We start from the raw sequence: 19,258 nt of genomic DNA, 5'->3' as shown, positions 1-19,258 counted from the left end.
AAATCGGTTTCGGTGCTGGCCCACTTGTCGCTGACCTGTTCTGGACACGCCGTGAACCCATCCCTGGGGGCTTGACGATGCCCGTCCGGGGCATCGACAGTCCAGAACAGGTCAGCGACAACCGGGCTTGCAATTAATCAGTGTTCCCTTAACAGACACCCAAGCCGTCAGGCTCAGGTGTAGTTGGTCAGCGTTTCCTTAACTAAAAACCGGCTTGCGCTTCTCCAGAAACGCACTCAACGCCTCACGCGCATCCGGTCCCTGTAGCAGGGTGGCGAAGTGGGCGCCTTCCTGCTCCATAACCTCTTGTGCCTGTTTCTGGCTGTGCTGTTTGAGCAGGCGCTTGGTTAGCCGGACCGAGCTGGGTGGCTGCGCGGCCAGTCGCAGGGCGGCCTGGCGGGCGGCGTCCAGTACTGGTTGGCCAGCAGCCAAGGCATGGTTGGCCAGGCCGATCTCAACGGCACGTCGGCCACTGATTTCTTCGCCCAACAGCAGCAATTCGGCTGCGCGCGGATGACCGAGCAGGCGCGGCAGCAGGAAGCTGGAGCCGGCTTCGGGGCACAGGCCGAGGTTGACGAAGGGCATCTTCAGCCGGGCATCCTCGGCCACATAGATCAGATCACAATGCAGCAGCATGGTGGTGCCCACGCCTACCGCTGGGCCGTTGACTGCGGCGATCAGGGGCTTTTCTGAGCTGAGAATGGCTCGGAGGAAGCGGTAGACCGGGCTGTCCTGGCCGGCCGGCGGTACATTGAGGAAGTCGTTGACGTCGTTGCCACTGGTGAAGCAGCTTTGGCTGCCCTGCAGGACGATGGTGCGGATGGCCGGGTCATCCTGAGCCGCATTGATGGCATCGGCCAGCCCGCTGTAGATTTCGCGGGTCAGGGCGTTCTTGGTTTCCGGGCGGTTCAGGGTCAGGGTCAGGACTGCATCGCTGCGGTCGATCAGCAGGGTTTGGCTCACGGTGGCTCCTTGGGCTTATTGGCGGCTCACGAAGGCTTCGTCGAATACTTGCCGGCGTGGCAGGCCGGCCATAAATAGCGGTTTGCGCCATTGTTCGACAAATTCGGGATGACCGCAGACTAGCGCCAGGGTATGGCGTGAGGCAAGCCGCAGGCTGGCCATATCGGAGGACAGTTGGGACTGTGGGTGCAGGTGCAGACGCAGGGTTTGGGGGTGTGCCTGGGCGAGCTTTTCCAGCTCGGAACGCAGGTAGCAGTCGCCGCTTTCGGGGTGCCAGTGCCACAGTTCGATAGCGGCGCGATGCCCATGTTTCAAGGCGTCGCGGGCCACTGCCTGGAGTGGTGAGAGGCCGGTGCCACGCCCTAGCAGCAGTAACGGTCGGTCCTGCCAGTCGCTCTGGTAATGGCAATGACCGTTGGCCCGGCCGAGATAAATCCGCTCGCCAATATTCATGCGCTGAATGCGCTGGGAAAACTGACCTTGAGCCTTGAGCGCCAGATGAAACTGCAATTCCGGCTCGCCCGGCAAACTGGCGATAGAGTAGGGGCGGGCCAGTTCCGCATCCAGCCACAGGCTCAGGTGCTGGCCGGCCTGATAGCGTAGTGGCCGCTCGGGGTGCAGGCCCAGGAGCAGGATGTTCTCAGCCAGATATTCCATGCGGCTGATTTGCGCTGGTAGGCCATCCTGGGCCGGATCAAGCAGATGCAGGTCCATATCCTGCCGGACCTGGCACTGGCATGCCAGTAGCCAGCCCTGGGCCTGCTGTTCGGGATCAAGTTCGCTGCAGGCTGCTTCGGGGGCTTGCCCTGGCTGGGCCTGGACCAGGCAGCTCTGGCAGTGCCCTGAGCGGCATGACCAGGCGACAGGCTGGCCGTCAGCGAGCAGTTCGTCCAGCAAATTGCTGCCACTGGCGACCTGCAACCGCTGTGGGCCAATGCGTAGTTCAGGCATAGGCGGCCTGGTGGGTGTTGCAGCGGTTGCGACCACCCTGCTTGGCCTGGTAAAGCGCCTGGTCGGCCTGGTTGATACGCTCCTCCAGATCATCTTCAGGGCGGACCACGCTCAGGCCGGCCGACAGCGTGCATGAGTAATCTTCCGGCAAACCGGAAAACTGCAGCTTGGCAAAGGCCTGGCGAATCCGTTCCACGCATTGGTGCAGGGTTTCCAGGTCGCAGTTACTCAACAGAATAATGAACTCCTCACCGCCAAAGCGGGCTATCACATCGTCGCTCCGCAGCTTGTCGCGGGCCAGTTGGGCGAAGCGTTGCAGCACTTCATCACCCACCGCATGTCCATAAAGGTCGTTGATTCGCTTGAAATGATCAAGGTCGATCAGCGCCAGACCCAGTTGCTGGCGCGGGCCAAGCAGAGCCATCCGGCGACGCGTTTCGTCGATGAAGTAGCGGCGGTTGGCCAGCCCGGTCAGGGCATCGGTGGTGGCCAGGTTCTGCAGTTGTCCCATCATGCCCTTGAGGGTTTCCTGGTGGGCTTGCAGGGTATGGTGGCGGCGCTGCAGGCGTTCACGCAGTTCACGGATATAGCTGCAGAACATGCTCAGCCAGCCCAGGATGCAGGCCAGGACGAACCATTGTAGCAGGGTCAGGGGCAAATCCTGGGTGCCAGGGTTGTAGATGTAGTCATAGGCTATCAGGCTGCCATAGCCGGTCAGGGCCAGCAGTGAATGGCTGAGAAACTCCCGACGTGAGAGCTGGAATACACCAAACATCAGGATGATCGGGTAGACCATGATCAGGCTGCCCCGAAAGCTGCCCAGGTAGGCCAGCAGATAGGTCAATAGCAGGGTGGCGACGATGATCTGGCCGCTGGTCAGGCTCGGGTCGCGATAGCGCAGGTTGCGGCCGCTGCGGATCAGCCAGTAGAACCCCAGTTGAGTCGCCACCCCCAGGCCGATATGGACTGCCAGCATTGGCGCTGAAGCCTGATACTGACCGGCCAGCCAGGATGCGCAGATCACGGTATAGGTGATCAGGTAGTTGAGCTGGGCCATGTAAAAGCGCTGCAGGCGCAGGGCCTGGAACTTGATCTGGGCGGAGTCCATTGTCATCGTATATGCCTATTGTCCAATGATGGCATTTTGACGCCAATGTAGCGCTCCCCGTAGGCTTTGCCTAGTCCTTTTGTCTAGTCATTGAATAAAGCTATAGCCTTGGCACTGGCCTGCTCGTCAAGCTCGGGTATACTCTAGCCCCGTTTTCTGGCGGGTCGTTGGGCGCAGCTATCCTCAAGCGGTGCAGATGGCCTGTCTTATCCGTGAACCCGGTATGCAATTTCCTGGTTGCATGGCCCGGTGCCTATATAGAGGAGCCTGTCCGAGCATGGCCGTTATCAAGCAAGACGATCTGATCCAGAGCGTGGCCGACGCGCTGCAGTACATTTCCTACTACCACCCGGTGGACTTCATCCAGGCCGTGCATGAGGCCTATCTGCGTGAAGAGTCACCGGCGGCCCGTGACGCCATGGCCCAGATTCTGATCAACTCGCGCATGTGCGCCACCGGTCACCGGCCGATCTGTCAGGACACCGGTATCGTCACCGTGTTCGCCAAGATTGGTATGGATGTGCGCTGGGACGGCGCAACCATGAGCCTGGACGACATGATCAACGAAGGTGTGCGTCGGGCCTACAACCTGCCGGAGAACGTACTGCGCGCCTCTATTCTGGCTGATCCGGCTGGCAAGCGGACCAACACCAAGGACAACACCCCGGCGGTGATCCATTACCAGATCGTCCCCGGCGACAAGGTTGAAATCGACGTTGCGGCCAAGGGCGGCGGCTCCGAGAACAAATCGAAGATGGTCATGCTCAACCCCTCCGACTCGATCGTCGACTGGGTGATCAAGACCGTACCGACTATGGGCGCTGGCTGGTGTCCACCAGGCATGCTTGGCATCGGTATCGGTGGTACCGCCGAGAAGGCCGCGGTACTGGCCAAGGAATCACTGATGGATTCGATTGATATCCATGAACTGCGTGCCCGTGGTCCGCAGAACCGGGTTGAGGAGCTGCGTCTGGAAATCATGGACAAGGTCAATGCGCTGGGCATCGGTGCCCAGGGTCTGGGCGGCCTGACCACGGTACTGGACGTCAAGATCAAGGACTACCCGACCCACGCCGCCAGCCTGCCGGTGTGCATGATCCCCAACTGTGCGGCGACCCGTCACGCGCATTTCGTGCTCGATGGCAGCGGCCCGGCGGTACTCGAAGCACCGCCGATGGACGCCTATCCGGAAATCACTTGGGAAGTGGGCTCCAGCGTGCGTCGGGTCAACCTCGACACCGTGACCCCGGAAGACGTGCTGAGCTGGAAGAGCGGCGAAACCGTGCTGCTGTCGGGCAAGATGCTGACCGGCCGCGATGCCGCGCACAAGCGCATGGTCGACATGCTCAACAAGGGCGAGCAACTGCCGGTCGATCTGAAAGGTCGCTTTATCTACTACGTCGGCCCGGTCGATCCGGTGCGTGACGAGGTCGTGGGACCGGCTGGTCCGACCACCGCCACCCGGATGGACAAGTTCACCCGTCAGATCCTCGAGCAGACCGGCCTGCTGGGCATGATCGGCAAGTCCGAGCGCGGCCCGATCGCCATCGAAGCGATCAAGGATCACAAGGCCGTGTACCTGATGGCCGTGGGCGGCGCCGCCTATCTGGTGGCCCAGGCGATCAAGAAGGCCGAGGTGCTGGCATTCCCCGAACTGGGGATGGAAGCGATCTACGAATTCGAGGTCAAGGACATGCCGGTCACCGTGGCGGTTGATACCACCGGCGAGTCGGCGCACATCACCGGCCCGCAGATCTGGCAGAAAAAGATCGCCGACAAGAGCCTGGCCGTAGAGATCTGAAGAACCGCTATCGGCTTCGACAGGCGATAAAGAAAAAGCCCACTGCCGATATCGGAGTGGGCTTTTTTGCAGCCACAGTTCGCCTTGATTATGCCGAGTGTTTCCAGGAGGTATGAAGTGGTTCAAGTTTCCAGATGATAGCCATGGGCTGCCCTTGTCTTGAGTCGCAATATCTCTACACTGCGACGTTGCTGCACCGACTTGCCCCCCGACTTCAAGGATTGAAGCCATGTTCGCCCCAGCCAATCAAGCCCATTTCAGCCTGACCCTCGACGGCCTCGACCACGACTTCAAGGTCCTGGCCTTTACCGCCCGCGAGGCCATCAGCCAGTGCTACCGCATCGAGCTGCAACTGGTCAGCGAACAGCCCGACATCGACCTCGAAGCCCTGTTGCAGCACAGCGCCTGGCTGGACCTGGGCAACGGCAGCGGCCTGCACGGACTGATCCACCACGCCGCCGTCAGCGAATCCGGCCAGCGCCTGACCCGCTACCAGCTGGAACTGGTACCGCACCTGCACTACCTCGGCCTGCGCCACAACCAGCGCATCTTCCAGCACCTGAGCGTGCCCGAGATCATCGCCCGGATCCTGCCCGAACACGGCATCCAGTCCGACGCCTGGCAGTTCCAGCTCGGCAGCGACTACCCGGCCCGCGAGTACTGCACCCAATACGACGAAAGCGACCTGCACTTCATCCAGCGCCTGTGTGAAGAAGAAGGCATCCACTACCACTTCCGCCACACCCAGGACGGCCACCTGCTGGTGTTCGGCGACGACCAGACCGGCTTTCCGCGCCTAGAGCCAACCGGGTTCGATCAGGGCAACGGCATGGTCGCCGACGACCCGGTAGTCAAACGCTTCGGCCTGCGCCTGGAAACCCGCAGCAGCCGGGTCAGCCGCCGAGACTACGACCACCAAAAAGCCCGCCTGCTGCTTGAAAGCGAAGCCCGCAGCGAGCACCTGCCGGATCTGGAAGACTACGACTACCCCGGTCGCTTCACAGACCGCGAGCGCGGCAAACAGCTGGCCCGCCGCGCCCTCGAACGCCACCGCAGCGACTACCGCCAGGCCAGCGGCGACAGCGACCAGCCGAGCCTGCGCAGCGGCCACTTCCTCGAACTCGAAGGCCACCCCACCCAGAGCTGGAACGACCTCTGGCTGATCACCGCCATCCAGCATCAGGGCAAACAACCCCAGGTACTGGAAGAGTCGGTCACCAGTGACACCCAGAACAACCAGAATAACCAGAACAACCCAAACGACTCAGACGACTTCACCCAAGGCTACCGCAACCACTTCACCGCCACCCCCTGGGACAGCGCCTGGCGCCCGGCCCTTATCCACCCCAAACCCAAGGTTCTCGGCCAGCAAACTGCTGTAGTCACCGGCCCGGAAGGCGAAGAAATCCACTGCGACAACGAAGGCCGGATCAAGGTCCAGTTCCACTGGGACAGAGAAGGCCAGGCCGACGCCAACACCAGTTGCTGGCTACGGGTCGCCAGCAGTTGGGCCGGCAACGGCTGGGGCGCCGTGACCATCCCCAGAGTCGGCATGGAAGTCTTGGTCAGCTTCCTCGAAGGTGACCCCGACCAGCCACTGGTCTCCGGCTGCCTGTACAACAGCGCCCACCCGGTGCCCTATGAGCTGCCCGAACACAAAACCCGCAGCCTGTTCAAAAGCCTCTCCAGCCCTGGCGGTAACGGCTTCAACGAACTGCGGATCGAAGACAAGGCCGGGCAGGAACAGATCTTTATCCACGCCCAGCGCGACTGGGACCAGGACATCGAACACGACCAGAAGATCCGCGTCGGCCATGAACGTCACGAACGCATCGAAGCCAACCGCTACAGCGAAAACCTGGCCGAAGAACACCACACCACCCATGCCGACCGAAAAACCGAGATCAAGGCCGACGATCACCTGACCGTGGCCAACAGTCAGCATGTCAAGCTGGGTCAGGGGCAGTTCATCGACAGCGGCCGGGAGATTCACTATTACGCTGGCGACAAAGTAGTGATCGAGGCGGGTATTGAGCTGACTGCCAGAGGCGGCGGCTCCTTCCTCAAACTCGACCCCAGTGGCGTGACCCTGAACGGGCCGGGTATTCGGATCAACTCCGGTGGTGCGGCTGGGCGGTTGGCCAGAGCCCGACCGGCACTGCCGGGGGATGTCCATACTGCGCCTGCAGAACAGCCGGGTAACCCCCTAATGACTCTGAGTAGTGCTCAACATGCAATCATGCGTACGGCCAGCCAATTGGATAGTGATTTCTGTCCGGTATGCGGCCCCTGCCTGGACGGTGTTTGTGCCGCAGGAGAACAGTAATGGCTTGCGTACAAAGCTGGCTTGCAGAGCAGGGCGAGCATGCCCGTGAAATTTATCTGGTCATGGATGCGAGCAATGTATCGGCTTGCTATCAGGAGCAGATTGAAGCGCTGGCAGGTAAAGAGTCTCTAAGGCTCTATGCAGGCACCGTAGCTGAAAAGCTGGCGGATCAGGGACCTTGCCTGTACGCACTGGGGAGTGCCATCGCCGCGCAGGCCGATTTGCTCAATGAGTCCGCGCACACATGGGAGTGGTTGATTGCAGCGCCGTCAGGCCGCTTGCATGCATTGGCGACCCATTGGCAGGAACGGCTGATTATCGATCGTGGTGCATCACCAGTTTTGTTTCGGCTGCATGATTACCGGGTAATGCTGCGTGCCTTGAGCCGATTGTCGGACGAGGAGCTTCCCGCATTTCTGGGGCCTGTTGAGAGTCTTTGTGTCTGGACCGGGCAGGGTTGCAGGACACAAGACAATCCCAAGCCGGGACTATATCCACTGCCGAAGCAGCCGGCCTGGCTGGAAAACGCAGCGTTGAATGACGAGGTGTTGTGTAGCAACCTGCGCCATTACCTGCTGAGTGAGCATCCTGAAGCCTACAGCCGGCTTGCCGCGCAGCGCGATCCAGGCACCTGGGTAGTTCAGATGGCAGGCTTGGCCCGCCAGTGGGGATGGCATGCCTCGCAGCAACTGGTTTTTCTTGTTCGTGAAAGTCTATCAGCCCATGACGGCGAAATACCCAGGCACTGGTACCCAGAAATGAATGAAACGGCTCAGCAGCACTATGTGCGCGTGGCTGGCAGGTAATCCGGAGAGTTCAGGTATGCGATTAGCGATAAAAGTTCTGCTGGCCCCATTGTCAGGCACGCTGCTGCTGTTGGCTGGCTGCGGCAGCCTGGAGCGCACCCCGAGTTTTACCCTGGAGGCCGACTTGCCGGCGCATTTCAAGCTGACGGCCGATGCCTATTACGTGCCGGTGGCGGAGGCTGAATGCGAATTGCCGGAGCGCATCAACGGCAAGCGCCCGAACCGGCGGATTTATCGTAGCGAGTATGTAGCCGAGGAACACCGGGTGGCCTTTGAGGTGCCGTTGGGGTATCGGGTGCAGGGCTGCGAATTGGAGCTGCGCAGTGTCAAGATGGATCTGCAGGGGAAGTGGCGGCTTGATGCAACGCCGAATCAAATGGACTCAAGCGAAGATCATGCAATGTTGTCGTTCCGCGAGGCCCTGCCGGATGGATACCCCAATACATGGTCGGCCGGGACTAAGGTCTTGAATGGGCAGTGCATGTGGCTGTTCAGGACTTATGGGCAACAGCGAAATATTATCAAGCTACTCCAATGCCGGGCACAGAGCGAAGGCGAAGTTCAGGAACGGCGAGCGGGTGGGTTGATCTTGCGTGACGAGGCAGCGGGCAAAACCGTTCGGCTGGTCATTGGGATGGCTGAAGAGGAATGGCCGGCGGTGGACGACAATTGGATCCGCTTTCCTCAAGGCTGGAAGCGTTGCATGGGTCGTGGCCTCGACGACCCCTATGGTTTTTGCCGGGGTAATAGCACAGATTTCAAACCCTTCAGAATGCCTGATGGGCGAGAGTGCATGATTTATCCCAATTGCGAGGAATGAAGAATAAGGAGTGTTCTGATGGCGAATGATGAGCATCTGGATGATGTCGGCAAGATGAAAGCGCTGATTCCGTTATCCGTTGCGTTGCTGTTGTTGGCTGGCTGCGGCAGCCTGGAGCGCACCCCGAGTTTTACCCTGGAGGCCGACTTGCCGGCGCATTTCAAGCTGACGGCCGATGCCTATTACGTGCCGGTGGCGGAGGCTGAATGCGAATTGCCGGAGCGCATCAACGGCAAGCGCCCGAACCGGCGGATTTATCGTAGCGAGTATGTAGCCGAGGAGCACCGGGTGGCCTTTGAGGTGCCGCTGGGGTATCGGGTGCAGGGCTGCGAGTTGGAGCTACGCAGTGTGAAGATGGATCTGCAGGGGAAGTGGCGGCTTGATGCAACGCCGAATCAAATGGACTCAAGCGAAGATCATGCAATGTTGTCGTTCCGCGAGGCCCTGCCGGATGGATACCCCAATACATGGTCGGCCGGGACTAAGGTTTTGAATGGGCAGTGCATGTGGCTGTTCAGGACTTATGGGCAACAGCGAAATATTATCAAGCTACTCCAATGCCGGGCACAGAGCGAAGGCGAAATTCAGGAACGGCGAGCGGGTGGGTTGATCTTGCGTGACGAGGCAGCGGGCAAAACCATTCGGCTGGTAATTGGGATGGCTGAGCATGAGATGCCGGGCTTTAAAGGCTATTGGTTCCAGACAGAGCAAGGTTGGAAGCCCTGCACAGGGCGTTGGGGATCGGACAATGAGGAGCTTTGTTTAGACCCGCCTCAGTTCACGGACTTCAAGCTTGATGGCCAAACCTGCACGGTTTACCCCAACTGCACGGAATAAGGAGTGTTCTGATGGCGAATGATGAGCATCTGGATGATGCCGATAACGTGTTTCTCAGCAGTGAGTTGCTGGCTTGCCCTCAGCGTGGGCATTGGGTCAGTTTTCAGTTGGTTGATGAACAGGGTGATGGCGCGGCTTATGCCGGTTTGAGCTTTGAGTTGCTGGACTGTACTGGGCAGCGTTATCAAGGACAGCTGGATGCCGATGGCATCGGACGGGTCGATGATTTCTTTCGTGGCCCAGCTACGGTATTGCTGGATAAGCCATATCAAAGCGGAGAGAAGCTGTATACGGATTTGATGTCCCGTCCGTCCTATCCTCTCCCCATCACCGAACTCCAGGTCCGCGCCGAGAAAACCCGCTTTGCTCAGGCCGATGCCAGCCGTACCCGGGACAATCCGGCCAGATCCAGAGGCGATGCGTTTTACCAGGTTGAGGTGCGGGAGCTGGTACGCCATGCCGCGCACCTGCCGCCGGCAGTGGCGCGTCATTATCCGCCCGAGTCCGGGGTGATCGCGGCCATGCGCACTGCACCTTACCTGCACGAAGAGCCCGTTGGGTTGGGGCTGTTGCCGAACAGACATTATGTGCTGGAGGTGCGACCGCTACGGGCGTTGCGTCCGATGCTGTCAACCGCTTCCGGCTTCTGTGCGCTCAATCTCTACCAGTTGGCCCTGATGGCGGCGATGAGCTACAACCCCTTTGGCCAGGAGCCGGCGAGCAGGCCCGTGGATCAGGTCAGTTTCCCTCTTGACCCCAGTGTGGGGCATTTCTTTGCTACCGCTCTGGGTAATGGCGTGGAAGCCTGGCGGGTAGATCCGGCGCAGTCCAGTCGCTATTACCCTCTGTATGAGGATGTAGCCTATTCCCGGCGTTTCGAGATATTGCCCTTCGACCCGTCGCTGTATGCCGAGAACGACCCCGATCTGGGCGCTGAACAGGAGCACCCGGCCCGGCTGCACTTTTTCGATGACGCCGATGGCGGTACCCATACCCAGGCTTTTATCACTCACCACGATGACGTTGTGTTGATATCCGTACGCGGCACTGAGGTCGATAGCAAAGAGGATATTTTGCGCGATATCGATGCCCGGCAGGTGGCCTTCCGTGAGGGTGAAGGCAAGGTGCATCGCGGGTTTTATGGCGGGTATTTAGCGATTGAGAGCTTTATCCTCAAGTATTTCCAAAAATTCTACAATGGCCAGAAAGTCGTGATCTGTGGCCATAGTCTAGGTGGAGCGATAGCCCAACTTTTGGCAGAAGCTTTGCGCAGGAGTCGGGATGAAACATACAGCGTCCAGCTCTACACCTATGGCGCACCACGGGCCGGTGATGCCGACTTCGTCAGGGGCGCGGCCGCGCTGGAACATTACCGAATCGTCAGCCATAACGATCCGGTACCCAGCCTGCCGGCGCCCTGGATGAATGTTAAGCCTCGCTGGCTGGGTACTGGAGGGCTACTGGCTGTGTTCAACCCGGTTGGTGGTGCGGTGTTGTTTACCATAGGGTTGCTGCGCTTTGGCGGTGAGCCCTACCAGCATCAGGGGCAGTTGCTGCATTTCACGCCGCTTGACTTGGGTCAGGGCCAGCAGTCCTCGGTACTCTGGGAGCCAGGCTGTGACCTGATTGAACAAAATGCATGCAGTCGGGCGTTGCGTCTTAACCGCAACAATGATCTGCCCGTCAGGGCTGGGTTCATCAATCAGTTGCTACAGGCAGCCGATCATTTCATGGTGGCTGGCTACATTCCTCATACCTGGGCCACTCTGCGGCGCTGGCAACAGACCGAGGAACGTGGCGGCACGCTGGTCACCGAGCGTGAGCTGGAGGTATTGAGCGGGTATCTGGCACAGAATCGTCAGGCGATGAGTGATTTGTATCAGACTTACCGCCAGCAGTGGACTGGTCGACGCACTCAGGATGATAGCGCGCTGGAGTTGGCCATGAGTGCCTTGCGTGCCGAGATGCGCAAACTGGATGAAACGCAGCAGCGCGTGACCCGGCTGCACTATCGTCAAGTCAGCCTAGTGGATGTCTATGGCAATCTGTCTGCGGAGAGTGGCTTATCCGAGGCTTTGGTACGCTGGCAGGCGCATGATGAAAACCAGGCGCAGGTGCAATTGGCTCAACTTCCGTCTGCCCGGGGGCGCATTGAGCAGGGTGCGTTGGTGGGGTAGTCAGCTAACGTACGTATTGTTGCGGCTTGGCTTGAACCGTTGGAGGAACCCCGGCCTGTTCACGGTTAAGGTGATTGGGGCCGGGGTTTTTCGTGTTTATGCCGCCACCTGTTGCTGCGACTACACCAACTGCTCACCCACCTGCAGCAGCTTCAGTGAGTTGGTGCCGCCGCTGGCGTTGTAGCTGTCGCCTTTGGTCAGGATGACCCAGTCGTCCGGCTTGACGTGGCCGTGCTTCAGTAAGGTGCCGATGGCCTGTTGGTAGAGCTGTTCGGCCGGAATGTTGGCGGGGTTGAAGGCCATGGCCTGGACGCCGCGGAACAGCGCGACCCGACCCAGGGTCTGGGGGTTGGGTGACAGGGCGAAGATCGGCAGGTGCGAGCGAATGCGCGACATGATCAGCGGGGTGAAACCGCTGTCGGTCAGGCTGATGATCGCGGTCACGCCGGGGAAGTGATTGCCGGCGTACATGGCGGCCAGGGCGATGGTTTCATCACAGCGCTCGAACGACTGATATAGGCGGTGACCGGAGCGCTGGCTGGTCGGGTGTTTTTCCGCGCCCAGGCAGATACGGGCCATGGCCTGTACGGCTTCGACCGGAAACTGCCCGGCGGCTGATTCAGCCGACAGCATCACGGCATCGGTGTAGTCCAGCGCGGCGTTGGCCACGTCGGATACTTCGGCGCGGGTTGGCAATGGGCTGGAGATCATCGATTCCATCATCTGGGTCGCGGTGATCACCAGTTTGTTCTGTTTGCGGGCACGGCTGATGATGTGTTTCTGGATCGCCACCAGTTCAGCGTCGCCGATTTCCACCCCCAGATCGCCACGCGCCACCATCACCCCGTCGCTGGCGCGGATCAGGCCGTCCAGCGCCTCGTCGTCGGCGACCGCTTCGGCGCGTTCGATCTTGGCTACCAGCCAGGCCTGGGACTGGGCTTCGGTCAGCAGCGAGCGCGCCAGGTCCATGTCGGCCGCGTCGCGCGGGAAGGATACCGCGACATACTCCATCTGCAGTTCGGCGGCCAACACGATATCGGCGCGGTCCTTGTCGGTCAGCGCCGCCGCCGACAGTCCGCCACCGCGTCGATTGATGCCCTTGTGGTTGGATAGCGGGCCGGCCACGGTAACGGTGCAGCGCACCTCGTCTGCCTCGACACTGTTGACCCGCATCACCACCCGACCGTCATCGAGCAGCAGTTCATCCCCAGTGCGGCAGTCGTTGACCAGTTCCGGATAGTCGATGCCAACTACATCCTGATTGCCGGCGTTCAGCGGGTGGCTGGTGGAGAGCCGGAAGTGGTCGCCAACCTCTAGCTGGATCTTGCCATTGGCGAAGCGCGCGATCCGAATCTTCGGGCCTTGCAGGTCGCCGAGCAGGGCGACGTGACAGCCTTTGTCGGCGGCGACTGCACGTACCAGACGGGCGCGCTCGCGGTGTTCATCGGCGGTGCCGTGGGAGAAGTTCAGGCGGGCGACATTCATGCCGGCGTCGATCAGGGCGGCGATGCGTTCAGGGCTGCTGCTGGCGGGGCCGAGGGTGGCAACAATCTTGGTACGGCGCAGGGGCATGGGCGACTTTCCTTGGGGTCGGATGAAAAGTTCAGCGGTTTGCGGCTTACAATAGAACATACCAATCCAAGATGACAGGCTGTCGAGTACGGCAGCCGCGAGGAGGAGGCATGCATCCACGGGTCGTTGAAGTGACCGAGCGACTACGCCAGCGCAGTCAGGGTTCGCACCAGGCCTGGCGGGCGCAGATGGCCGAGGCGGCGGCTATGCCGCGCGGGCGTCGGGCACTGTCGTGCGGCAATCTGGCCCACGGTATGGCAGCGTGTCCGGCAGCCGACAAAGACCGCTTGCGTATGGTGGACGAGGTCAATGTGGCAATGGTCACAGCCTATAACGATATGCTGTCGGCCCATCAACCCTACGAGCGCTTTCCGGAGCTGATTCGCCAGGCGCTGCGGGCGTTCGGCGCTACGGGCCAGGTCGCCGGTGGGGTGCCGGCGATGTGTGATGGGGTGACTCAGGGCGAGCCCGGCATGGAGTTGTCGTTGCACAGCCGCGATGTGATCGCCATGGCCACGGCGGTGGCGTTGTCGCACAACATGTTCGATGCCGCGCTATGCCTGGGCGTGTGTGACAAGATCGTCCCGGGTCTGCTGATGGGGGCCCTGCGCTTTGCTCACCTGCCGGTGGTCTTTGTGCCAGCCGGGCCAATGCCCAGTGGCCTGCCCAACAGCGAGAAGGCTGCCGTGCGTCAACGCTTTGCCGAGGGCAAGGCCAGCCGTGAGGAGCTGCTGGAGGCGGAAAGCCGCTCCTACCATGGCCCGGGCACCTGCACCTTTTACGGCACGGCCAATACCAATCAGATTCTGCTCGAAGCCATGGGGCTGCAACTGCCGGGGGCGTCCTTCGTTCACCCCAATACTGCGCTGCGCGATGCACTGACGGTCCACGCCGCCGAGCAGGCGGCGCGGCTGGCGCGCAATGGCCAGAACCTGATGGCGATGTTCGATGAGCGGACTCTGATCAATGCCGTGGTCATGCTGCTGGCAACTGGCGGTTCGACCAATCTGACCCTGCATCTGGTCGCTATTGGTCAGTCGGCTGGCCTGCAACTGCGCTGGGAAGATATGGCGGCGCTGTCTGAGGTGGTGCCGACCCTGGCGCGGATTTATCCCAATGGTCAGGCTGATATCAACCAGTTTCAGGCTGCTGGCGGCACCGCCTGGCTGTTTCGCCAGTTGCTCGATGCCGGGCTGTTGCATGCCGATGTGCAGACGGTGGCAGGACCGGGGCTGCAAGCCTATACCCAGGAACCGATACTCAATGATGGGCGCCTGGAGTGGCGTGAAGGGCCGGGCGCCAGTCTGGATGACAGCATCCTGCGCAGCCAGGCCGAGCCGTTTTCTGCCGATGGCGGGTTGCGGCTGCTCGAAGGCAACCTGGGGCGCGGGGTAATCAAGGTCTCGGCGGTCAAGCCTGAACACTGGCGGGTCAGTGCGCCGTGCCGGATCTTTCACAGTCAGGAAGCTTTCGTCGAGGCGTTCAAGGCCGGTGAGCTGGAGCGTGATCTGGTGGCCGTATTGCGGTTCCAGGGACCGCGGGCCAACGGCATGCCGGAGTTGCACAAGCTGACGCCTTACCTGGGCGTGCTGCAGGATCGTGGTTTCAAGGTGGCGCTGGTTACTGATGGACGGATGTCCGGAGCCTCAGGCAAGGTGCCGGCAGCCATCCATGTCTGTCCTGAGGCCGCTCAAGGTGGCCCCTTGGCGCGACTGCGCGAGGGAGACATGATCACCCTGGACGCCCAGCGCAGCCTGCTGCGTGTCGAGCTGGCGGACGAACAGTGGCGAGAGCGCCAGGCAGTCAGTCATGATCAGCCAATTCGCCGAGGCTGGGGGCGTGAACTGTTCGGCTTCATGCGTGCCCAGATCAGCAGTGCGGAAGAGGGCGGCAGCAGTTTTACCGAATGCCTGCGAGATACCGATCAGGAGTCTCGGGCATGACTTTGGCGACGCTGGCTTGCGCCAGTGGGGTAGGGCTGTTTCAGACGGCAGGGCCGGACGAGTTGGCCGCACAGCTGGCCAACCGGGTGGCTGCGGCGCTGAACACCGCTTTGGCCGAGCGTGGTGTAGCCAGCCTGGCGTTATCCGGCGGGCGCAGCCCGGAGCCGTTTCTGCGACATCTGGCGACTTTGCCGCTGGATTGGGCGCGGATTCGGGTCACCCTGGTGGATGAGCGCTGGGTGCCGGTCGAGCATCCGGACAGCAATGCCGGGCTGTTGCGCCGCTGTCTGCCGCAAGCGCTGGAGACTGCCCAGTGGATGCCGCTGTATCAGGGTATCAGCCCGCAAGCTGATGCCGAGCAGGTGGATCTGCATCTGGCGGGCTGGTTGCCGCTGGATGTGGTGGTGCTGGGGATGGGCAATGATGGGCATACCGCCTCGCTGTTCCCTGGCATGCCGGGGCTGGCCCAGGCGCTGGCCGTGGATGCGCCGCAGCTGTGCCTGGCGATCCCGGCGCAGGCCGGCAGAGCTGAGCGCTTGAGCTTGAGTGGCCGGGCTCTGCGCACGGCGGGCTTGCAACTGCTGGCCATCTCCGGCGACGATAAGCGCCGGACATTGATCCGTGCGCTGGAATCCAGGGACGCGGGTCTGCCGATCAGTGCGTTTCTGGCGCCTCCTTTGGACATTTACTACAGCCCGCCGGGCTGACGGGACAGGCATGAGTCTGGCAGACAATACCCAAACCCTGGACAATTTGTTGGCTCAAGCCCGGCTGTTGCCGGTCATGAGTATTCGCCGTGAGAGCGATATCCTGCCGCTGGCCGACGCGCTGGCCGCTGGCGGTATCCGCACTCTGGAAATCACCCTGCGTACCGAGTGGGGGCTGCCGGCGATCAAGCTGCTGCGCCGTGAACGCCCTGAGCTGTGCATTGGTGCCGGTACTGTGCTCGATGGCCGGCAGTTTCAGTCAGTGCTGGATGCCGGTGCCCAGTTCGTGGTGACCCCGGGCAGTACCGAAGAATTGCTGACGCTGGGGCTGGACAGCCCGGTGCCGCTGTTGCCAGGAGTGGCCACGCCGTCGGAAATCCTGATGGGTTATCGGTTCGGGTACCGCCGCTTCAAGCTGTTTCCTGCTGAGGTTGTCGGCGGGGTAACGGCTCTGCGGTATTTCTCCGGGCCGTTTCACGATATCCGTTTCTGCCCTAGTGGCGGTATTACCCTGAGCAACTTGCCCAGCTATCTGGCTATGGCTAACGTGATGGCCGCCGGCGGTACCTGGATGACGCCGCAGAGTGCGGTGGATGCCCAGGACTGGACGCGGATTACTCAGCTGTGTCGCGAGTCGCTGGCCCTGCTGCCGTAGGAAATTCCATGTCGCGCAGGCGCACGACGCCCCCAGAAAATTGCACAGACCCTAGATAAACCCCATCGGAGGCTTGCCTGAACCGTCACCGAGTCGTAGGCCGACTTTGAGGATCCAGTCGTTGTCCATGGCGGCGACTACCCAGGTATGCCCGCCCCACTCGATGGTATCGCCGACCACCGGGTGGCCGCCGAACTGTTTGCTGAAGAAGCTTGCCAGGGTCTGATTCGCCAGCTCTTCAGGAACAGGGAAGCCATAGAACTTGCCGACCTCGCCCAGCGTCGCATCACCTTCGAGAATAAAGTCACCGAAGAACTTGCGTGAGTCCAGATAGCGCGGCGCCTGGGTTTTGCTGAACAGTTTTGACAGTGCCGGCAGATCGCGCGGCCGACCGACTACGCAGAGCACGTCATTGAGTGCCAGCCGGGTGCTGCCGGTTGGATGCAGCAGATGACTGCCACGAAACAGCGCAGCAATCCGGGTATCGGTCGGCATGTGCAGATCGCGCAATTGCACCCCAACGCACCAGTTGGCATTGTCCAGTTGATAGATCAGTAGTTCGTAATCACCATCGACCGCCACGTCCAGACTGGTACGTTGCAGCGGTTCGGGTTGCGGTGGAATTTCTACTTTGCACCAGCGGGCTGCCAGCGGCAGGCTCGAGCCCTGCAGCAGCAATGACACCAGCACCACCACAAACGCCAGATTGAACAGCAACTGAGCCTGTTCAAGGCCGGCCAGCAACGGAAAGATCGCCAGGATGATCGGTACCGCCCCGCGCAGACCGACCCAGCTGATAAACAGCCGCTCACGCCAGGAAAACACAAAGGGTGCCAGGCAGATCAGCACTGCAATGGGGCGGGCGACCACAATCAGGAACAGGGCGATGCCCACTGCCGGTAGGGCGATCGGCAGCATTTCGCTGGGGGTTACCAGCAGCCCCAGCATCAGGAACATGCCGATCTGACTGAGCCAGGCCATGCCGTCCTGAACGTGAAGGATGTTCTGCAGGTTGTGTACCCGGCGGTTGCCCAGTACCAGACCGGTCAGATAAATGGCCAAAAAGCCGCTGCCACCAATGCTGTTGGTGGCAGCGAAGACCAGAATTGCCCCGCTGGTAATCAGCAGTGGATACAGCCCAGTGGCCAGGTGAACCCGGTTGACCAGCCAAGCCAGTAACAGACCGCCTGCCAGACCACAAACTCCGCCTACGCCAAACTGCTGAATCAGAATCAGCAGAAAGCTCCAGCTCAGGCTGTCCTGCCCGGCGGCCAGGCTTTCGACCAGGGCGATAGTCAGGAAGATTGCCATGGGGTCGTTCGAGCCGGATTCGATTTCCAGAGTGGCGCCGACCCGCTGTTTGAGGTTCAGACCCTTGCCCTGTAGTAGAGAGAACACCGCAGCGGCATCGGTAGAGCCGACGATGGCGCCCAGCAGCAAGCCGTACATCCAGCTCAGGTCCAGCAACCAGGCGGTCAGCACCCCAGTCAGAGCGGCACTGATCACAACCCCCAGGCTTGCCAGTGACAGGGCTGGCCATAGTCCGACCCGAAAGCTCTCTACCCGGGTGCGCATGCCGCCATCGAGCAGGATAATGGCCAGTGCCAGGCTGCCGATCATGAAGGCGGTGTCGGCATTGTCGAATACGATGCCGCCCAGGCCGTCGACGCCGGCCAGCATCCCTATCACCAGGAACACCAACAGCAAGGGGATACCCAGTCGCGATGACAGCGAACTGGCAAGAATGCTGGCGCACAGCAGAATGGCGCCGATCAGAAACAGAGTGTTGATACTATCCATTGGGCGGCTGAAGGGTCCTTGCAGGCGGGTGACACACAAGCAACCACTATATAACGCAGGTCCGGGCCTGTGGGAAAAAATGCTGTATAGTCAATCGACTAAATAATACGAGAGTGAGTATGGAAGCAGATTTCTGGCATGCCCGCTGGCAACGTGGCGAGATTGGGTTCCACAAGCAGAGTACCAATCCGCTGTTGACCCGTTGGTGGCCGAGCCTGGGGCTGGCTGCTGATGAGCCGGTTTGGGTGCCGTTGTGCGGCAAAAGTCTGGATATGCTCTGGTTGCGCGAGCAGGGACATCCGGTCATCGGGGTGGAGCTGGCGCGCAGTGCGCTGGATGCCTTTGCCCGGGAGCAGGGTCTGGATCTGCACTGGAGTCAGCGGGACGATTTTGCTTGTCTTGCCGGGCAGGGGTTTGAGCTGTTGTGTGGCGATTTTTTCGCCTTATGCCCTGAGCATTTGCATGGCGTACGGGCTGTGTATGACCGGGCGGCGCTGATTGCCTTGCCGGTGGATATGCGCGAACGCTATGTGGCGCACCTGCGTACTTTGCTGGGGCGCGCCTGGCGAATGCTGCTGGTTACCCTGGATTATCCGCAGGAGCAGCGCCCTGGTCCGCCGTTCAGCGTGCCGGATGACGAGGTGCGGCTACTGTTTACTGGTTGTCGCATAGATGTTCTGGAGGACACGGACGTGCTGGCCGAGCACCCGGTTTTTCGTGAGCAGGGCATGACCAGTCTGCGCGAACGGGTATATGCCATTCAGGCACCAACGGTGTGAGTGTCTGCCTGAC

15 protein-coding genes are annotated in these 19,258 nt (G+C 60.9%); 10 read left to right on the top strand and 5 right to left on the bottom strand.

All coding sequences use genetic code 11. From position 1 onward, the window contains the following. Positions 1-198 precede the first annotated feature (198 nt). From BVH74_RS17235 to BVH74_RS17225, 3 genes are read right to left on the bottom strand one after another with little or no spacing between them, the layout of a single operon-like run. Entirely contained in the window at positions 199-963 is a 765-nt protein-coding gene (locus BVH74_RS17235; RefSeq protein ID WP_080051297.1) for an enoyl-CoA hydratase, read from the bottom strand. 15 nt (positions 964-978) lie between these two features. Further along, positions 979-1,914 carry an iron-sulfur-binding ferredoxin reductase gene (locus BVH74_RS17230; protein ID WP_177344552.1) on the bottom strand — a complete coding sequence of 312 codons (936 nt, stop codon included), beginning with the start codon at positions 1,912-1,914 and terminating at the stop codon, positions 979-981. Next, on the bottom strand, positions 1,907-3,028 hold the full coding sequence (locus BVH74_RS17225) for a GGDEF domain-containing protein (RefSeq protein WP_080051295.1): 1,122 nt from the start codon (positions 3,026-3,028) through the stop codon (positions 1,907-1,909). Before BVH74_RS17225 ends, BVH74_RS17230 begins: the two co-directional genes overlap by 8 nt. A 271-nt stretch (positions 3,029-3,299) precedes the next feature. Between BVH74_RS17225 and BVH74_RS17220 the strand changes: the two genes are divergently transcribed. From BVH74_RS17220 to BVH74_RS17195, 6 genes are all read left to right on the top strand, one after another. Further along, on the top strand, positions 3,300-4,823 hold the full coding sequence (locus BVH74_RS17220; protein WP_080051294.1) for a fumarate hydratase: 1,524 nt from the start codon (positions 3,300-3,302) through the stop codon (positions 4,821-4,823). 229 nt (positions 4,824-5,052) lie between these two features. After that, complete coding sequence (locus BVH74_RS17215) at positions 5,053-7,149, top strand: type VI secretion system Vgr family protein (protein WP_080051293.1); 2,097 nt, start codon at positions 5,053-5,055, stop codon at positions 7,147-7,149. Further along, the gene (locus BVH74_RS17210) at positions 7,149-7,955 is read left to right on the top strand and encodes a DUF4123 domain-containing protein (protein WP_165443869.1); all 807 of its coding nucleotides are present in this window, start codon (positions 7,149-7,151) and stop codon (positions 7,953-7,955) included. The genes BVH74_RS17215 and BVH74_RS17210 overlap by 1 nt, the downstream gene beginning before the upstream one ends. Before the next feature lie 16 nt (positions 7,956-7,971). Next, entirely contained in the window at positions 7,972-8,775 is an 804-nt protein-coding gene (locus BVH74_RS17205) for a hypothetical protein (protein ID WP_080051291.1), read from the top strand. Positions 8,776-8,793: 18 nt separating this feature from the next. Further along, the gene (locus tag BVH74_RS17200; RefSeq protein WP_080051290.1) at positions 8,794-9,612 is read left to right on the top strand and encodes a hypothetical protein; all 819 of its coding nucleotides are present in this window, start codon (positions 8,794-8,796) and stop codon (positions 9,610-9,612) included. 11 nt (positions 9,613-9,623) lie between these two features. Next, on the top strand, positions 9,624-11,789 hold the full coding sequence (locus BVH74_RS17195) for a lipase family protein (protein WP_080051289.1): 2,166 nt from the start codon (positions 9,624-9,626) through the stop codon (positions 11,787-11,789). A gap of 120 nt (positions 11,790-11,909) precedes the next feature. On the opposite strand, the gene pyk is transcribed toward BVH74_RS17195, so the two are convergent. Further along, a complete protein-coding gene (gene pyk / locus BVH74_RS17190) occupies positions 11,910-13,361 on the bottom strand; it encodes a pyruvate kinase (protein ID WP_080051288.1) in 1,452 nt (483 codons plus the stop codon). Between the two features lie 110 nt (positions 13,362-13,471). On the opposite strand from pyk, the gene edd reads away from it, so the two are divergent. The 3 genes from edd to BVH74_RS17175 are packed head-to-tail and all read left to right on the top strand — an operon-like array spanning position 13,472 to position 16,666. Next, positions 13,472-15,304 carry a phosphogluconate dehydratase gene (edd, locus tag BVH74_RS17185; RefSeq protein WP_080051287.1) on the top strand — a complete coding sequence of 611 codons (1,833 nt, stop codon included), beginning with the start codon at positions 13,472-13,474 and terminating at the stop codon, positions 15,302-15,304. Then, on the top strand, positions 15,301-16,011 hold the full coding sequence (pgl, locus tag BVH74_RS17180) for a 6-phosphogluconolactonase (protein ID WP_080051286.1): 711 nt from the start codon (positions 15,301-15,303) through the stop codon (positions 16,009-16,011). The genes edd and pgl overlap by 4 nt, the downstream gene beginning before the upstream one ends. Positions 16,012-16,021: 10 nt before the next feature. Continuing rightward, a complete protein-coding gene (locus BVH74_RS17175) occupies positions 16,022-16,666 on the top strand; it encodes a bifunctional 4-hydroxy-2-oxoglutarate aldolase/2-dehydro-3-deoxy-phosphogluconate aldolase (RefSeq protein ID WP_080051285.1) in 645 nt (214 codons plus the stop codon). Between the two features lie 51 nt (positions 16,667-16,717). Here the strand turns inward: BVH74_RS17175 and BVH74_RS17170 are convergent, their stop codons facing one another. Beyond that, on the bottom strand, positions 16,718-18,466 hold the full coding sequence (locus BVH74_RS17170) for a potassium/proton antiporter (protein ID WP_080051284.1): 1,749 nt from the start codon (positions 18,464-18,466) through the stop codon (positions 16,718-16,720). A gap of 119 nt (positions 18,467-18,585) precedes the next feature. Here BVH74_RS17170 and BVH74_RS17165 point away from each other — a divergent pair, with 119 nt between their 5' ends. Then, on the top strand, positions 18,586-19,245 hold the full coding sequence (locus BVH74_RS17165) for a thiopurine S-methyltransferase (RefSeq protein WP_080051283.1): 660 nt from the start codon (positions 18,586-18,588) through the stop codon (positions 19,243-19,245). The last annotated feature ends 13 nt before the right edge of the window (positions 19,246-19,258 follow it).

Source organism: Halopseudomonas phragmitis, assembly GCF_002056295.1.
Taxonomy (GTDB): Bacteria; Pseudomonadota; Gammaproteobacteria; order Pseudomonadales; family Pseudomonadaceae; genus Halopseudomonas; species Halopseudomonas phragmitis.
Note: the sequence above shows the minus strand (reverse complement) of the source record. Positions and strands in the feature narration are given on the sequence as shown.

What these genes read in the sequence shown, in the direction of transcription:
- BVH74_RS17210 (WP_165443869.1), top strand. Translation starts at nt 7,149, where the DNA reads ATGGCTTGCGTACAAAGCTGGCTTGCAGAGCAGGGCGAGCATGCCCGT.
- BVH74_RS17170 (WP_080051284.1), bottom strand. Translation starts at nt 18,466, where the DNA reads ATGGATAGTATCAACACTCTGTTTCTGATCGGCGCCATTCTGCTGTGC.
- BVH74_RS17215 (WP_080051293.1), top strand. Translation starts at nt 5,053, where the DNA reads ATGTTCGCCCCAGCCAATCAAGCCCATTTCAGCCTGACCCTCGACGGC.
- BVH74_RS17165 (WP_080051283.1), top strand. Translation starts at nt 18,586, where the DNA reads ATGGAAGCAGATTTCTGGCATGCCCGCTGGCAACGTGGCGAGATTGGG.
- BVH74_RS17200 (WP_080051290.1), top strand. Translation starts at nt 8,794, where the DNA reads ATGGCGAATGATGAGCATCTGGATGATGTCGGCAAGATGAAAGCGCTG.
- pyk (WP_080051288.1), bottom strand. Translation starts at nt 13,361, where the DNA reads ATGCCCCTGCGCCGTACCAAGATTGTTGCCACCCTCGGCCCCGCCAGC.
- BVH74_RS17195 (WP_080051289.1), top strand. Translation starts at nt 9,624, where the DNA reads ATGGCGAATGATGAGCATCTGGATGATGCCGATAACGTGTTTCTCAGC.
- BVH74_RS17220 (WP_080051294.1), top strand. Translation starts at nt 3,300, where the DNA reads ATGGCCGTTATCAAGCAAGACGATCTGATCCAGAGCGTGGCCGACGCG.
- BVH74_RS17205 (WP_080051291.1), top strand. Translation starts at nt 7,972, where the DNA reads ATGCGATTAGCGATAAAAGTTCTGCTGGCCCCATTGTCAGGCACGCTG.
- BVH74_RS17230 (WP_177344552.1), bottom strand. Translation starts at nt 1,914, where the DNA reads ATGCCTGAACTACGCATTGGCCCACAGCGGTTGCAGGTCGCCAGTGGC.
- edd (WP_080051287.1), top strand. Translation starts at nt 13,472, where the DNA reads ATGCATCCACGGGTCGTTGAAGTGACCGAGCGACTACGCCAGCGCAGT.
- BVH74_RS17175 (WP_080051285.1), top strand. Translation starts at nt 16,022, where the DNA reads ATGAGTCTGGCAGACAATACCCAAACCCTGGACAATTTGTTGGCTCAA.
- BVH74_RS17225 (WP_080051295.1), bottom strand. Translation starts at nt 3,028, where the DNA reads ATGACAATGGACTCCGCCCAGATCAAGTTCCAGGCCCTGCGCCTGCAG.
- pgl (WP_080051286.1), top strand. Translation starts at nt 15,301, where the DNA reads ATGACTTTGGCGACGCTGGCTTGCGCCAGTGGGGTAGGGCTGTTTCAG.